The following is a 14,716-nucleotide window of genomic DNA, read 5'->3' on the forward strand; positions in this document are numbered from 1 at the left end:
CACCGGTCGGGTGCTCAGCGCAGGAACAGGCGCGCGTTGGCCTGCTCGGCCTCGGCGTACTGTGTCGCGGCGATGCCGAGCGCCTGATTGAGGCCGTCGAGGCTCTGCTCGACCTGCAGCTGCGTGGCCCGCCAGTCGGACACGGCACCCTGGAACGCCGTGGCGGCCTGACCCGACCACGAGGACTGCAGGCCCGTGAGCTGGCCGAGCAACGACGCGACCTCGGACTGGATTCGGCCGATGGTGCCCTGCACGGTCTGGGTCGCTGCGGACACTTGGGCGGCGTCGACGTGGTAGCTCGACATTGGGGTCCCTTCGTTCAGTTGATGCCGCCAAGGTACGGCGCCGCCGGTCGAAGCGGACCGGATCGAGAGCGGTTCGCTGCAGTGCCCAGGGCAGACCCGGTGGGGGAGGACGGGTGCTCGAGGCGATCCCCGGCGGCGGACTGATCGTCACGACGCGAAGGGATCAGTCGGAGGACACCGGCTGAGGCGCGGCAGCGCTGCCGGCGAGCGGCAGGAGCACCCGGAAGGTCGCACCGCCGCCGGGCGTCTCGACCACGTCGACCGCACCGTTGTGGGCTGCCACGATCGACGACACGATCGCGAGGCCGAGGCCGGAGCCGCCGGTCTCGCGCGTGCGCGACGTGTCGGCGCGCCAGAAGCGCTGGAAGATCTTCTCGCGGATCTGGGGAGGGATGCCCTCGCCGTGATCGATGATCTCGATCATCGCCCGCTCGGTCGCGGGATCCGCGCTGATCCGGATGTCGATGGGGCTCTCCTCTGCGGTGAACCGCATCGCGTTGCCCATGAGGTTCGTGATGACCTGCCTGATCTTGTTCTCCTCGGCGAGCACGACGGCCTGCGGTGCGCCGCTCGCCGTCTTCGTCGCCGTGGGGCGCGTCGCTCCTCGGGTCGCGGTCGCAGGGCGTTCGGTCGACTTCGTCGGGTCGACCTGCGCGGAGTTCGCACGACGATTCGAGGCCGGAGTGTCGGTCGTGCGCGGCCGCCGGTTGCGCAGTCGCGCGAGCGTCGCGCCTGCGAACGAGATGGCCCCGGTCGAGGGGCGGCCGCCGGGCGTTGCGTCGGCCAGCGTCGAATCGCCGTCGACCGGTGCGGGCGCGGCATCCGATGCGGTGAGGTCGTCGGGCGTCGTGACGGTGATGGTGCGGTTCGGGTGCGCGGCCATGGCGTCGAGCGCCGCATCGCGGGCGAGGGGCACGAGATCGACCTCGGCCAGCTCGAGCGGCTTCGCCTCGTCGAGCCGGGCGAGCGCGAGGAGGTCCTCGACGAGGCCGCCCATGCGGATGGCCTCCTTCTCGATGCGCTCCATGGCCTGTGCGACGTCATCGGAGGTCTGCAGCGCGCCCATGCGGTACAGCTCGGCGTATCCGCGCACCGACACGAGCGGGGTGCGCAGCTCGTGCGAGGCGTCGCCCACGAAGCGACGCATCTGGTCGATCGTGCGCGCGCGGTCGCGGAACGCGCGATCGATGCGGTTGAGCATGGTGTTCAGCGAGCGGTTCAGGCGACCGACCTCGGTGTTCGGGGTCGCGCCGCCGAGCCGCTGGCTGAAGTCGCCGTCGGCGATCGCGGCGGCCGTGGCCTCGACCTCGCGGAGCGGCGTGAACGTGGTCGTCACCAGCATGCGCGTGAGCAGGGCGCCGACGAGCACCACGCCGATGCCGAAGCCGAGGAAGATCGTGAGGTACACCGCGATGAGCGATTCCGTGTCCTTCGACGAGATCGCGATGATGATCGGCGCGTAGACGCCGTGCTGATCGGCGACCATCAGCGCCGTGACGGCCCGGAAGGTCTTGTTCCCGTCGGCGTCCTTCAGCTGGACCACCGTGTAGCTGCCGGAGCCCTGGGCGTTCATCGCGCTCACCTCGGCCTGGGTGAGCTTCTCGGGGATGCGCGGAAGGTCCTCGATCGGCCGGTCGTCCCAGTTGGTGCCGTCGAGCGTTCCCGTCGTCGCGTCGTAGACGGCGACGAAGACCTGGTCGTTCTCGGAGAACCGCGATTGCTTGTCGTCGGAACCGCTCGAGTCGGTGTCGTCGAGGAAGTACTTGTCGAGGCTGCCGCCCGCGATGCCGCCGAGCTTGGCCGACATCTGGTCTTCGACGTACGAGCGCAGCATGGCCGCAGTGCCGATGCCGGAGACGAGGAGGCCGAGGGTCAGCATCAGCACCGTCACACCGGTGATCTTGGTGCGCAGCGAGATGCGGTTCCACCGCTCGGAGATCGTCTGATGCATAGCGGGGCGAGTCTAGGCGGCCGACCCTGAGTCAGGGCTTGGAGACGGAGGACTTCAGCATGTACCCGAACCCGCGCTTCGTCTGGATCAGCGGCTCCGTGGAGTGCTGGTCGAGCTTCCTGCGCAGGTAGGAGATGTAGCTCTCGACGATGCCGGCGTCGCCGTTGAAGTCGTACTCCCACACGTGGTCGAGGATCTGCGCCTTCGAGAGCACCCGGTTGGGGTTCAGCATGAGGTAGCGCAACAGCTTGAACTCGGTGGGGGAGAGCTCGACCGGAACGTCGCCGACGAGCACCTCGTGGGTGTCCTGGTCCATCACGAGTTCGCCCGTGCGGATCACGGCGTCTTCCTCGGCGTGCATGGTCCGGCGCAGGATCGCCTTGATGCGCGCGACGATCTCGTCGAGGCTGAAGGGCTTCGTGACGTAGTCGTCGCCGCCGACCGTGAGGCCGGTGATCTTGTCTTCGGTGTCGTCCTTGGCCGTGAGGAACAGGATCGGCGCCGTGTACCCGGCCGAACGGAGGCGCTTGGTGACGCCGAAGCCGTTCATGTCGGGCAGCATGACGTCGAGGATGATCAGGTCGGGTTCCTCTTCGAGAACCGCCGAGATGGTCTGGGCGCCGTTGCCGACGGCGCGAACGGCGAATCCGGCGAAGCGCAGGCTCGTGGTGAGCAGGTCGCGGATGTTGGGCTCGTCATCGACGATGAGAATGCGTGGTCCATCGCTCATGTTGACCATCATCTGCGCATGGGCTGGAACTTTCCTGAACATTCTTCGAGGGTCGTGAAATCGGTTCGACGGATGGAACACTTGGCCTATGGCGTCACATGAGCGGGTGGTCGTGGTCGGAGGCGGCCTGGCCGCGGCGAGCGCCGTGCAATCGGCGCGCGAGAGCGGGTTCGAGGGCGAGGTCGTCGTGATCGCTGAGGAGCCCCGCGTCCCCTACGAGCGCCCGCCGCTCTCGAAGGGCTATCTGATCGGCACGGATGCCGCGAGCAGCCTCTCTCCGCACGACCTCCGCTGGTACCGGCGGCACGACGTCGACGTTCGGCGGGGCAGCCGCACGGTCGCCCTCGACCCTGCGGGGCACACGCTCGAAGTCGAGTCGCCCGAAGCGGGCCGTGCCACGCTCGAATTCGACCGGCTGCTGCTCGCGACCGGTGCGCGTGCCCGACGGTTCTCCGGCCCGGGCGCCGGCCTGCGCGGCGTGCACGCCCTGCGCACGCTTGCCGACTCCACTCGACTGCGCACCGCGCTGCGCGTCGGCGGTCGGCGGGTCGTGGTGGTCGGCGGCGGCTGGATCGGGCTCGAGGCCGCCGCGGCGGCGCGAGGCTACGGCAACGACGTCACGGTGCTGGTCCGCGGCGGCGAGCCCCTCGAGGCGGCGATCGGCATCGGTCTGGGCGCCATGTTCCGCGGGTTGCACGAGCAGCACGGGGTCGAGGTGCGGCGAGGCGTGTCCGTCACGGCGCTGCGGGGCCACCGCGGCCGCGTCGCGGCGGCCGTGCTCGGCACGGGCGAGGAGGTGCCTGCCGACGTCGTGCTGTTCGGCATCGGCGCCGTGCCGAACGTCGAGCTTGCGACATCCGCCGGACTCCGGGTCGACGACGGCATCACGACGGATGCATCGCTTCGCACCAGTGCCGAAGACGTGTTCGCCGCGGGCGACGTCGCATCGGTGTGGAACCCGCGGCTCGAGCGGCACCTGCGGGTCGAGCACTGGGCGAACGCCGGTGCGAGCGGAGCCGCCGCCGGGCGGGCGCTGGCCGGCGCCCCGGCCGCCTTCGACGAGGTGCCCTACTTCTTCACCGACCAGTACGACCTCGGCATGGAGTACTCGGGCTATGGCGGGCCGGCGGCCGACGCCGAGCTCGTCGTTCGCGGCGACGTTCCGCTCACCGCCGAATCGGCGCCGGACGCGAAGCGCGAGGGCATCGTCTTCTGGCTCGCCGCCGACGGGCGGGTAGTCGCCGGCATGAACGTGAACGTGTGGGACGTGAACCCGGTGATCCAACGCCTCATCCGCTCGGGCCGGGTCGTCTCCCGCGAGGAGCTCGCCGATCCCGCGGTGCCGCTCGATGCGCTCGCCGGAGACACGGCATGAGCGCGGCGACGCCGGCCGTCGGCGGCACGGTGCGCACGATCGGCCCGCGCACCTTCGACTTCGCGCGCCAGGTCGCGGTCATGGCGATCGTGAACCGCACGCCCGACTCGTTCTACGACCGGGGCCGGACCGATGCGCTCGACGCGGCCGTCGAGGCCGGGCTCCGGGCGATCGACGAGGGCGCCGACTGGATCGACATCGGAGGGGCGAAGTTCGCGCCGGGACCGGCGGTGCCCGTGGCCGAGGAGGTCGACCGCGTGGTGCCCGTCGTCGCCGCGCTCGCCGATGCGGGCGCAGTGATCTCGGTCGACACGTTCCACGCAGAGGTCGCCCGCGAGGCGATCGCGGCCGGCGCGCACGTGATCAACGACACCACGGGGCTCAGCGATCCGAGCATGGCCTCGGTGCTCGTCGACACGGGCGCGTCGATCGTCATCACGCACAGCCTGGCGGCGCCGCGCACGCCGCTTCCGTCGCCGCGGTACGCCGACGTGGTCGCCGACGTGGTCGACTTCCTCAGGTCGCGGGTCGCCCGAGCCGAGGCGGGCGGCGTGGCATCCGATCGCATCATCGTCGACCCCGGTCACGACCTGAACAAGCACACGCTCGACTCGCTCGAGCTCACGCGCAGGCTCGACGAGGTCGTCGCGCTCGGATACCCGACGCTCGTCGCGCTCTCGAACAAGGACTTCGTCGGCGAGAGCCTCGGCCGTCCGCGCTCCGAACGCGTCGAGGGGTCGATCGCGGCCGCCGTCTACAGCGTGATGCGCGGCGCTCGGATCGTGCGTGTGCACAACGTGCGAGAGACCGTCGATGCGATGCGCATGATCGAAGCCATCGAGGGATGGCGCGAACCCGTGTTCCTGGAGCACAACCAGTGAACGGCGGCCCGGCGATCGATCGTGAGACGCTGCTCACCGCATACGGGCTGCGCGATCGCGGGGTGCCGCGCATCCGCATGAACTTCGTCGCGAGCATCGACGGCGCCGTCACGCTCGACGGTCGCAGCGGCGGCCTCGGCGACGCGAGCGACCGACTCGCCATGCAGGCCATGCGCACGGTCGCCGACCTCGTACTGGTGGGGGCCGGCACGGTGCGCGCCGAGGGGTACGGCGGACTCGCGGTCGACGAGGCGGATGCCGCGTGGCGGCGTGCGCGGGGCCTCGACGGCCAGCCCCGCATCGCCGTGGTCTCGTCGCGGCTCGACCTCGACCCGCGGCATCCGTTCTTCTCGAAGGCGGTGCGACGACCGATCGTGGTGACGACCGCGACGTCGCCCGAGCATCGGCGTTCGGCGCTCGCCGAGATAGCCGACGTGCTCGTGTGCGGTGAAGACGAGGTCGACCTCGCGCTGGCGCAGGCCTCGCTCGCCGCGGCGGGCCTGACGCAGGTGCTCTGCGAGGGCGGTCCCCACCTGTTCGGCGCACTGCTCGACGCGGAACTCGTCGACGAGGTGTGCCTCTCGCTCAGCCCGACCCTGGTCGGCGGCGCGGCCGGGCGGATCGCACAGGGCGCCGGCGAGCGGGCGCGACCGATGCGGCTCGCGCACGCCCTGCCGGCGGGCGACCTGCTGCTGCTGCGCTACTCGCGCGACTGAGGCGGAGCCCCGGGCGGGGTTGCGCCGGGTCAGGCCGCTTCGAGCGCGTGGGCGTCGAGGATGGTGTAGCTGTACCCCTGCTCGGCGAGGAACCGCTGACGGTTCTGCGCGAAGTCCTGGTCGACGGTGTCGCGCGCGACGAGCGTGTAGAAGTTGGCGGTGAGGCCGGACTCCTTCGGGCGCAGGAGGCGGCCGAGGCGCTGCGCCTCCTCCTGACGCGAGCCGTACGAGCCGGAGACCTGGATCGCCACGGTCGCCTCGGGCAGGTCGACCGAGAAGTTCGCGACCTTCGACACGACGAGCACGGGCGTGCGGCCGTCGCGGAACTCCTGGAAGAGGCGTTCGCGCTCGTCGACCGGCGTGGCGCCCGTGAGCTGGGGGGCGCCGAGCGTCTCGGCGAGCTCGTCGATCTGGTCGAGGTACTGGCCGATCACGAGGATGCGCTCGCCGCGGTGCTTGGCGACGAGTTCCTTCACGACGTCGAGCTTCGCCGGCGCGGTCGCGGCGAGGCGGTAGCGTTCGTCGTCGGCTGATGCCGCGTAGGCGAGCCGCTCGGACTGCGGCAGGTCGATGCGCACCTCGTAGCAGGCGGCGGGGGAGATGAAGCCCTGGGCCTCGATCTCCTTCCAGGGGGCGTCGAACCGCTTGGGGCCGATGAGGCTGAAAACGTCGCCTTCCCGGCCGTCTTCGCGCACGAGCGTCGCGGTGAGGCCGAGGCGGCGGCGGGCCTGCAGCTCGGCGGTGAGCTTGAACACGGGCGCGGGCAGCAGGTGCACCTCGTCGTAGACCACGAGGCCCCAGTCGAGGGCGTCGAGGAGCGCGAGGTGGGCGTACTCGCCCTTCCGCTTGGCGGTCAGGATCTGGTACGTCGCGATCGTGACGGGCCGGATCTCCTTCGTCTGCCCCGAGTACTCGCCGATCTCGTCGGCCGTGAGGGTCGTGCGTCGCAGCAGTTCGTCGCGCCATTGACGGGCGGAGACCGTGTTCGTCACGAGGATGAGCGTCGTGGTCTTCGCGGTCGCCATCGCACCCGCGCCGACGAGCGTCTTGCCGGCGCCGCATGGCAGCACGACGACGCCCGAGCCGCCGTCGAAGAAGTTGTCGACGGCCTTCTGCTGGTAGTCGCGCAGGTGCCAGTTCGACTCTTCGAGGTCGATGGGGTGCGGGGTGCCGGGCGTGTAGCCGGCGAGATCCTCGGCGGGCCAGCCAAGCTTCACGAGCTCCTGCTTGAGCGCGCCCCTCGCCCAGGCCTCGACGAGGAACCCGGTGTCGTCGATGCGCTCGGTCAGCAGCGGCGCGATGCGCTTCGCGTTCGCGACCTCGGTGAGCACCGCGAGGTCGTCGGAGCGCAGGCGCAGTGCGCCGTCGTCGGTGCGGTCGACGACGAGCCGGCCGTATCGCGACACGGTCTCGCGCATGTCGACCGAGACCGTCTGCGGCACCGGGAACTTCGCGTACTTCTCGAGCGTGCCGAGCATGTCGTCGGACGTGTGCCCGGCCGCGCGAGCGTTCCAGAGACCGAGTCGGGTGATGCGGTACGTGTGCACGTGCTCGGGTGCGCGTTCGAGTTCGGCGAAGACCGCGAGGTCGTGGCGCGCATCTTCAGCGAGGGGATGCGCGACCTCCAGCAGCACGGTGCGGTCGCTCTGCACGATGAGGGGGCCGTCTGACATAACGGTCGAGTCTACGCCCGGTTCATGTGCCCATCGCCGATCGTCGGCGATTCGCGGCCGCCGGCGCAGCGCTCATGAGGGCGCTCGAGCGAGCGGATGCCGCGGCACGGCGCCGTTCGAGGCGCGCCCGAGCGGCGGGCCGGCGTCACACGTTCGACGGGGCGGGCGAAACTGCCGCGATCGCCGAGAGCGGCAGCGTGCGTTCGATGTCGGCCTTGCGGTCGCGCGCGCGCAGGCGTCCGTTCGCGACGCTCGCCGGGGCGAGGAGGTAGTCGGCGGTCGTGCCGCCCGGCATGCGCACGGTGACCGTGAGCGTCTCCTTCGAGCGTGCGGCGGCCTCGAGCTGCCTGGCCAGCCACGCGACCTCGTCGGTGGCGTCGTCGTCGTGCTTGGCGAGGAGTCGGTCGAGCAGCGCCGCGACCTGGTCGGATGCGGGCTGCGGCGTCGGCGACTGCGCGAGGTGGTGGCGGTGCAGGCGCACGATCGTGCCGTCGTGGTCTTCGGCGGCGACCGGGTACTTCGCGTCGGCCAGCGCCCAGAACACGACGTCGGGGGCGAAGCGCGAGAGCAGGCGGTGGGGTCCGGCCAGCCTGAGGCCGACGGCGTTCAGCGTCTGGTCGACCGCGAGCGTGCCGATGAGCTGCTCGTCGTCGGAACGCACCATCGTGCGAGCCGGCAGGTCGGCCTGGTCGGCGGCGGCGACGCGCACGCTGCCGAATCGTCGGGAGGCCTCGCCCACGAGGTAGGCGACCGGTTGCGGAATGCCCGTGAGCGAGATCTCGCCGAGGAACTCGAGGATCGTCTCGGCGGTCTCGCCGGCCGCGAGCCCGCGGTTCACGGATGCGGCGCTCACACGATACGTCGAGGCGAGATCGCGCCCTTCGACGTCGGCGATGCCGCGCAGGCGCGCGTCGAGCACGGGCTCGAGCGGACCGGGCGAGACGATGGTGAGGTCGTGCTGCACGTAGACCTTCGACACCTGGGCCGGGAAGTGCACCGCGAGCTCGGCGGCCGCGGCGGCGACCTCTCCCGTGAGCACGAGGCGGCCCGACGCCACGGGTTCGCCGGCGACCGCGAGGCCGAGCGCCTCGGCGTCGTCGACCAGCCGGTCGAGTCCGTCGTCGAGCCACTTTCCGCCCGCCGGGTAGAGCCACCGCACGTCGTCACGGAGGTCGGTCGCCGAGATCGACTCGCTGCGTCGCGCGACGAGGTCGCGGAGCGACGGAGGGATGCGCGCGAGCCACTGCTCGGCGAGCCGTTGCCAGCGAGCGGCGGACCCGAGCTGCGCCCACTCGGCGCCGATGTCGGACTCGAGCCAGTACGCGCCGTCGCGGAGCACCAGCCCGGCCTCGTCGGCCCGGTGGAACAGTCGCGGCAGGGCGTCGAGGTCGACGCCGCACGCCTCGGAGAGGCGCTTGGAGTCGGGCAGCGTCAGTCCGCCCTTCGCGAGCTCGCGCGCGGGCTGGGCGCCGACGGCGGCGAGCAGCTCGGCGGTGGCGGCGACGGTCGCGTAGGCCGCTTCGGCCGCCCGACGCTCGAGCAGCGTGCGGTCGACGTCGTCGATGCCGACGAGCACGGGCGGAGCGGGAGCGGCGAGCTCGGCAGCGTCGGGGATGTCCCGTTCGGTGCGTACCGCGAGGCGGGCGCCGACCGCGGCGGGAAGGTGCACGCGGTCGTCGTCGTGGGCGACGACCAGCAGCGAGTCCGAGAGGCGCGCGATCAGGGCCGGCACGGCGGCCGTGAGCTCTGGCGATGCGCCGAGCCGTGCGAGTTCCGCGGTGATCGCCTCGACCGTGGTGTCGGTGTGGTCGGCCGTCAGCGAGGCCGTCGCCGCGAGGACCGCGAGGCGCGGTCGGTCGAGACGCGAGAGCACGTGGTCGAGCGAGTCGGGTGCCAGCAGGACCTCGGCGAGGTCGAAGAGATCGCGGACGCCGGAGCCCTCGAACTCGCGTGTGGCCAGCGCCGCCCCGAGGTCGTCGCGGGGCAGCGAGCGGAGTCGCGCGGCGAGTTCGAGCATCGTCTCCGATCAGTTCGTCTGGGCGCGCGTGGTGCGCGAGCGGTTCACGGCGTGCACGATGAACAGGGCGATGAGGAGCAGGAACGCGATCGGCAGGCCGAACCACGGCAGCATGATGACGACCGGCCAGACACCCTGGCTGAAGCCGTCGTTCTCGGCCACGCCGGCGACGGTCGCGAAGATCACGGTGATGAACGCCGCGATCGAGAGGAGCACCAACCCGGCGAACATGAACGCGAGGACGCGTTCGACGCGCTGACTGCCGGACTGCTGGGTTTCGCTCACCCTGCAAGGATAGGGCAGCGCGCCGCCCGCATGGGGCGGGACTCTAGACTGGTGCGTGCACGGCGCGCGCGTTCCCGCGTGCCATCCCCGACATGAGCGAGGTTCCACATGCCCACCGGCAAGGTCAAGTTCTACGACGAGGAGAAGGGATTCGGCTTCATCAGCTCCGATGACGGCCAGGAGGTCTTCCTCCACGCATCCGCTCTTCCCGCCGGTGCGACCGTGCGCGCGGGCAGCCGACTCGAGTTCGGCGTGGCCGAGGGCAAGCGCGGCGCCCAGGCGCTGTCGGTGCGCGTGCTCGACGCGCCCGTGAGCCTCGCGAAGATCAACCGCAAGCCCGCCGACGACATGGCGATCATCGTCGAAGACGTCGTCAAGGTGCTCGACTCGATCGGCGCCGACCTGCGCCGCGGTCGCTACCCCGAGAAGTCCAAGGCACGCACGGTCGCCACCGTGCTGCGCAAGGTGGCAGACGATCTGGATGCCTGAGTTCACCGAGCCCGAGACGGATGCCGCGGCATCTGCATCCGAGGTCGACGCGACTGACGAGGCGACCGAGGTCGTCGAGCCGGTCGACTCCGCGTCCGTCCCGTCCGAGGCGGATGCCGCGGATGCGACGCCGGAGCCGGAGCCGGTCGAACCCGCGGAGTCCGAGCCGGTCGATGCCGAGGCAGAGGCCGAGCCGGTCGATGCCGAGCCCGAGCCCGTCGTCTTCGAACCCGATCCCGTGCTCCTGGCTGCCGTCGACCTCGCCCGCAGCGCGCTGCTCGAGACGACCGCGCCCGAGACCGTGGGGTCCGTCGTGGGCCACATCGCCGAAGACGAGCACGTGCTCACGCTGCACTTCGCCTCCGACCTCTCGGGCTACCCCGGGTGGCACTGGAGCGTGACGATCGCGCGCGTCGAGGACGACCGGCCGACGATCATCGAGACCCAACTGCTGCCGGGCGAGCGAGCTCTGCTCGCGCCGGCGTGGGTGCCGTGGTCCGAGCGGCTCGCCGACTACCGGGCCGCGCAGGCCGCAGCGGCCGCCGCTGCGCGAGCCGCCGGCGAGGAGCCCGAGGGCGACGACCTCGAGTTCGTGCCCGACGACGGATCCGAGGAACTCGAGGTCGGCGACGACGACTTCGACGACGAGCACGACCTCGACGACGAGCACGACGACCATGAGTTCGACGACGAGCACGACGCCGACGACGACGCCGGACACGACGACGACGCCGGACACGAGGCCGACGCCGGACACGAGGCCGACGCCGACGAGCGCGCGCTCGAAGGCGCCGACGGTCAGGACGAGACGCCCGCGCCCTGACGTGCGCGCCGCCGCCTGGTCGCCTGCACGAAGACGAGCGCGGCCAGGCCGAGCAGCACTCCGGTCGCGCATGCCCAGACGAGCCATGCGAGCCCGGCCGATGCGAGCACGTCGCGCACGATGAGGCACGCGACGAGCCCGACCAGCCAGAGCGCGGTGCCGGCCAGCACCGCCTTGCGCGCGTCGGCCCTCGCGGGCGCCGGATCGGGCCGACGCTCCGACTCGGGGAGCCAGAGGCGCACGGGACTCAGCCGATCTGCTCGAGCACGTAGTCGATCGATGCGGTGAGCGCGCGCACGTCGTCGGGCTCGATCGCGGTGAACGTCGCGACGCGCAGCTGGTTGCGTCCGAGCTTGCGGTACGGCTCGGTGTCGACGACGCCGTTCTCGCGGAGGATCGACGCGATGCGCGCGGCATCCGTCGTCTCGTCGAAGTCGATCGTGACGACGACCTGCGAGCGGTCGGCCGGGTCGGCGACGAACGGGGTCGCGACGGACGTGCGTGCGGCCCAGTCGTAGAGCACCGATGACGATTCGCGCGTGCGGGCGTCGGCCCAGGCGAGACCGCCCGAGGCGTTCATCCACTCGAGCTGGTTCTCGAGCAGCAGAAGGGTGCTGAGCGCGGGCGTGTTGAGGGTCTGGTTCAGGCGCGAGTTGTCGACCGCGTTCTTCAGCGAGAGGAACTCGGGGATGTAGCGGTCGCCTGCCGCGATGCGCTCGACGCGCTCGATCGCGGCCGGCGAGAAGAGGGCGAACCAGATGCCGCCGTCGGAGGCGAAGTTCTTCTGGGGTGCGAAGTAGTAGACGTCGAACTGCGTCGGGTCGACGGCGACGCCGCCCGCGGCGCTCGTCGCGTCGATGACGGTCAGCGCGCCGTCGTCGCCCGACACCCGCTGCACGGGCGCCATGACACCCGTCGAGGTCTCGTTGTGCGGCCACGCGTAGACGTCGACGCCTTCGACGGCCTCGGGGTTCGACCTCGTGCCGGCGTCGGCCTTGCGCACGTCGGGAGCCTCGAGCCACGGTGCGCCGGCCGCGCCCGCGAACTTCTGCCCGAACTCGCCGAACGAGCAGAGCTGGGCGCGACGTTCGATGAGTCCGGATGCCGCGGCATCCCAGAACGCCGTCGAGCCGCCGTTGCCCAGCACGACCTCGTAGCCGTCGGGCAGCGCGAAGAGGTCGGAGAGGCCGGAACGCACGCGTCCGACGAGGTTCTTGACGGGCGCTTGGCGGTGCGAGGTGCCGAGCAGCGCGGGGCCGACCTCGGCGAGGTGGGCGAGCTGCTCGGGGCGCACCTTGGAGGGGCCGCAGCCGAATCGTCCGTCTGCGGGCAGGAGGTCGCTGGGGATCACGATGCTCGGCATGCACGGAAGTCTATCGAGCCTCCGCATCCGGCTAGGCTTGATGACGGGCTGCGACAGGAGGGCTTGCTGGTGACCGATCTCATCGACACGACGGAGATGTACCTCCGCACCATCCTCGACCTCGAAGAGGAGAACATCGTCCCCCTGCGCGCCCGCATCTCGGAGCGCCTCGGCCATTCCGGCCCGACGGTCTCGCAGACCGTGGCGCGCATGGAGCGCGACGGGCTCGTGGTCGTCTCCGACGACCGTCACCTCGAGCTGACCGCCGACGGTCGCAGCAAGGCCGTGCACGTCATGCGCAAGCACCGCCTCGCCGAGCGCCTGCTCTCCGACGTCATCGGCCTCGAGTGGGAGTACGTGCACGACGAGGCATGCCGCTGGGAGCATGTCATGAGCGAACAGGTCGAGCGTCGACTCATCGAGATCCTCGGCGAGCCGAAGGAGTCGCCCTACGGCAACCCGATCCCCGGTCTCGAAGAGCTCGGACTCGCGCCCGCCGACCCGTTCATGTCGGGCGTCGTGCGGGTCACCGACGCCATCGCCGAGCGTGATGCCGCGGTTCGCGGCGTGGTCCGACGCCTCGGCGAGCCGGTGCAGTTCGACCCCGAACTGCTGCTCCAGCTCAAGCAGGCCGGCATCATGCCCGGTGCGTCTGCGACGTTCACCCGCAGCGGCGGATACGTCGCCGTCGAGGTCGACGGCATCGACGGCGCGCTCGAACTGCCGAACGAGGTCGCCGGTCACATCTTCGTCGCGGAATAGACCCGCTCGAACCTGAGCGTTCGCAAGGGATCGCGAAAAACCGTGATCGGAATGTGACATTCACGCGAGCCTCGCGTATCCTCGGTCGAGTCCGACGGCACGAAGCCGGTCGTCGGACCAGGATCGGGATCGCCCCTCGGCACCCACCGCCCGATTCAGGACGAAGACGCGCCTCGAGCGCACCAGGTGAGACGGAGTCCGACTCCGTGGGGCGGTGGAGGAACCCGATTTGGCTCGATTCACCCCACGCCGCCGTTTCACGTCACCGAAGCGGGGCAGCGCCTCGAAGGCCGTGGCCCCGCGCGTCACCCCAGAACCCCAGCCCGCCGCCGTCGTGCAGCGCCCGCTCGCATCGACCCGTCGGCTCCGTCGCGGCGGCGTCGCGAACGTGGCCGTCATGACGATCGCCGCGGGCATCGTCGGCACGCTCGCGATCCCCGCCTACGCGTTCGCGCCGGGCAGCAACGACCCGCAGTTCGCCACGACCGACGCGACCCGCATGACGAAGGCGCAGGCGCAGTCCGTCGAGGTCGCCGAAGACGTCATCGCGGCTCCCGTCACGAAGGACGGCTTCGCCGCCGTCACCAAGGCGGAGATCGACGCGGCCGCCGAGGCGAAGCGTCAGGCCGAGGAGGCCGCGGCCGCCGCCGAGGCGGCACGGGTCGCCGCCGAGACCGCGATGACCTCGTACGCCGCATCGTACGCGGGTCCGTCGGTCGGCGACTTCCTCGCGAACCCGCCGTACCCGAGCTTCGACCTCGCGAGCGTGTACGGCGTCGCGACGCAGTACATCGGCACGCCGTACGTCTACGGCGGCGCAACGCCCGCCGGCTTCGACTGCTCGGGCTTCGTCATGTACGTCTACGCCCAGTTCGGCGTCGCCATGCCCCACTCCTCCGCTGGGCAGGGCGCGATGGGCACCGTCATCTCCGAGGCCGACGCGCAGCCCGGCGACCTCGTGATCATGGACGGCCACGACGGCTTCTACGCCGGCAACGGCATGATCCTGCACGCGCCGTACGAGGGTGCCTCGGTTCGCGTGCAGCCGATCTGGACGAGCGACTACACGATCGTGCGCATCGGCATCTGATCGGTGAACATCGCGTGACACGGCGCTCGAACGGCGCGGAGGGATGCCCCCTTCGCGCCGTTCATGCCGTAACCTGAAGCCCTGACGATCCGAGATCCGGGCGAGGGGAACGCCGATGGTCCGCACGTGCAGCATCCATTCCGCGGATGCGCGCGCGCAATTCGACCAACGGCGCGGGAGTCAGCCGAGTACCGCACGAGCCGACGTTTCGACGGGCACTGTCTTCATGACGGTGCCCGTTCTGCGTTTTCGGGGC

General features: G+C 70.9%; 15 protein-coding genes. 7 read left to right on the forward strand and 8 right to left on the reverse strand.

Annotated elements, in window-relative coordinates:
* Positions 1–14: 14 nt before the first annotated feature.
* The 3 genes from BM342_RS07340 to BM342_RS07350 all read right to left on the reverse strand — a co-directional run bounded on the left by BM342_RS07340 (position 15) and on the right by BM342_RS07350 (position 2,986).
* The gene (locus tag BM342_RS07340; protein ID WP_092964758.1) at positions 15–305 is read right to left on the reverse strand and encodes a WXG100 family type VII secretion target; all 291 of its coding nucleotides are present in this window, start codon (positions 303–305) and stop codon (positions 15–17) included.
* Positions 306–468: 163 nt separating this feature from the next.
* On the reverse strand, positions 469–2,256 hold the full coding sequence (locus BM342_RS07345) for a sensor histidine kinase (RefSeq protein WP_092964759.1): 1,788 nt from the start codon (positions 2,254–2,256) through the stop codon (positions 469–471).
* 31 nt (positions 2,257–2,287) lie between these two features.
* Positions 2,288–2,986 carry a response regulator transcription factor gene (locus tag BM342_RS07350; protein WP_092966659.1) on the reverse strand — a complete coding sequence of 233 codons (699 nt, stop codon included), beginning with the start codon at positions 2,984–2,986 and terminating at the stop codon, positions 2,288–2,290.
* A gap of 88 nt (positions 2,987–3,074) precedes the next feature.
* On the opposite strand from BM342_RS07350, the gene BM342_RS07355 reads away from it, so the two are divergent.
* From BM342_RS07355 to BM342_RS07365, 3 genes are read left to right on the forward strand one after another with little or no spacing between them, the layout of a single operon-like run.
* On the forward strand, positions 3,075–4,361 hold the full coding sequence (locus tag BM342_RS07355) for an NAD(P)/FAD-dependent oxidoreductase (protein ID WP_092964760.1): 1,287 nt from the start codon (positions 3,075–3,077) through the stop codon (positions 4,359–4,361).
* Positions 4,358–5,242, forward strand: coding sequence for a dihydropteroate synthase (gene folP / locus BM342_RS07360; RefSeq protein ID WP_092964761.1), 885 nt, complete (start codon positions 4,358–4,360; stop codon positions 5,240–5,242). The genes BM342_RS07355 and folP overlap by 4 nt, the downstream gene beginning before the upstream one ends.
* Positions 5,239–5,958 carry a pyrimidine reductase family protein gene (locus tag BM342_RS07365; protein ID WP_177232098.1) on the forward strand — a complete coding sequence of 240 codons (720 nt, stop codon included), beginning with the start codon at positions 5,239–5,241 and terminating at the stop codon, positions 5,956–5,958. The genes folP and BM342_RS07365 overlap by 4 nt, the downstream gene beginning before the upstream one ends.
* Before the next feature lie 29 nt (positions 5,959–5,987).
* Here the strand turns inward: BM342_RS07365 and BM342_RS07370 are convergent, their stop codons facing one another.
* The 3 genes from BM342_RS07370 to BM342_RS07380 form a co-directional block, all read right to left on the reverse strand.
* Positions 5,988–7,631: a DNA repair helicase XPB gene (locus BM342_RS07370; RefSeq protein ID WP_092964763.1), complete on the reverse strand. Its 1,644-nt coding sequence runs from the start codon at positions 7,629–7,631 to the stop codon at positions 5,988–5,990.
* A 145-nt stretch (positions 7,632–7,776) separates the two neighbouring features.
* Positions 7,777–9,648 carry a helicase-associated domain-containing protein gene (locus BM342_RS07375; protein ID WP_092964764.1) on the reverse strand — a complete coding sequence of 624 codons (1,872 nt, stop codon included), beginning with the start codon at positions 9,646–9,648 and terminating at the stop codon, positions 7,777–7,779.
* A 9-nt stretch (positions 9,649–9,657) separates the two neighbouring features.
* On the reverse strand, positions 9,658–9,933 hold the full coding sequence (locus BM342_RS07380) for a multidrug ABC transporter ATPase (protein ID WP_143109785.1): 276 nt from the start codon (positions 9,931–9,933) through the stop codon (positions 9,658–9,660).
* A 108-nt stretch (positions 9,934–10,041) separates the two neighbouring features.
* On the opposite strand from BM342_RS07380, the gene BM342_RS07385 reads away from it, so the two are divergent.
* The gene (locus BM342_RS07385; protein ID WP_092964766.1) at positions 10,042–10,422 is read left to right on the forward strand and encodes a cold-shock protein; all 381 of its coding nucleotides are present in this window, start codon (positions 10,042–10,044) and stop codon (positions 10,420–10,422) included.
* Positions 10,415–11,245, forward strand: a complete 831-nt coding sequence (locus BM342_RS07390) for a DUF3027 domain-containing protein (RefSeq protein ID WP_092964767.1) — start codon at positions 10,415–10,417, stop codon at positions 11,243–11,245. The genes BM342_RS07385 and BM342_RS07390 overlap by 8 nt, the downstream gene beginning before the upstream one ends.
* Here the strand turns inward: BM342_RS07390 and BM342_RS19840 are convergent.
* The gene (locus BM342_RS19840) at positions 11,221–11,487 is read right to left on the reverse strand and encodes a DUF2530 domain-containing protein (RefSeq protein WP_092964768.1); all 267 of its coding nucleotides are present in this window, start codon (positions 11,485–11,487) and stop codon (positions 11,221–11,223) included. The two genes, BM342_RS07390 and BM342_RS19840, sit on opposite strands and share 25 nt — an antisense overlap.
* A 5-nt stretch (positions 11,488–11,492) precedes the next feature.
* Positions 11,493–12,608, reverse strand: a complete 1,116-nt coding sequence (gene serC, locus BM342_RS07400) for a phosphoserine transaminase (protein ID WP_092964769.1) — start codon at positions 12,606–12,608, stop codon at positions 11,493–11,495.
* A gap of 69 nt (positions 12,609–12,677) precedes the next feature.
* Here serC and BM342_RS07405 point away from each other — a divergent pair, with 69 nt between their 5' ends.
* Together BM342_RS07405 and BM342_RS19460 are read left to right on the forward strand one after the other, a co-directional pair.
* The gene (locus BM342_RS07405; RefSeq protein WP_092964770.1) at positions 12,678–13,370 is read left to right on the forward strand and encodes a metal-dependent transcriptional regulator; all 693 of its coding nucleotides are present in this window, start codon (positions 12,678–12,680) and stop codon (positions 13,368–13,370) included.
* 292 nt (positions 13,371–13,662) lie between these two features.
* The gene (locus tag BM342_RS19460; RefSeq protein ID WP_177232099.1) at positions 13,663–14,460 is read left to right on the forward strand and encodes a C40 family peptidase; all 798 of its coding nucleotides are present in this window, start codon (positions 13,663–13,665) and stop codon (positions 14,458–14,460) included.
* Positions 14,461–14,716: the final 256 nt, after the last annotated feature.

Origin of the sequence: Agromyces sp. CF514 (genome assembly GCF_900113185.1) — a bacterium.
Lineage (GTDB): Bacteria > Actinomycetota > Actinomycetes > Actinomycetales > Microbacteriaceae > Agromyces.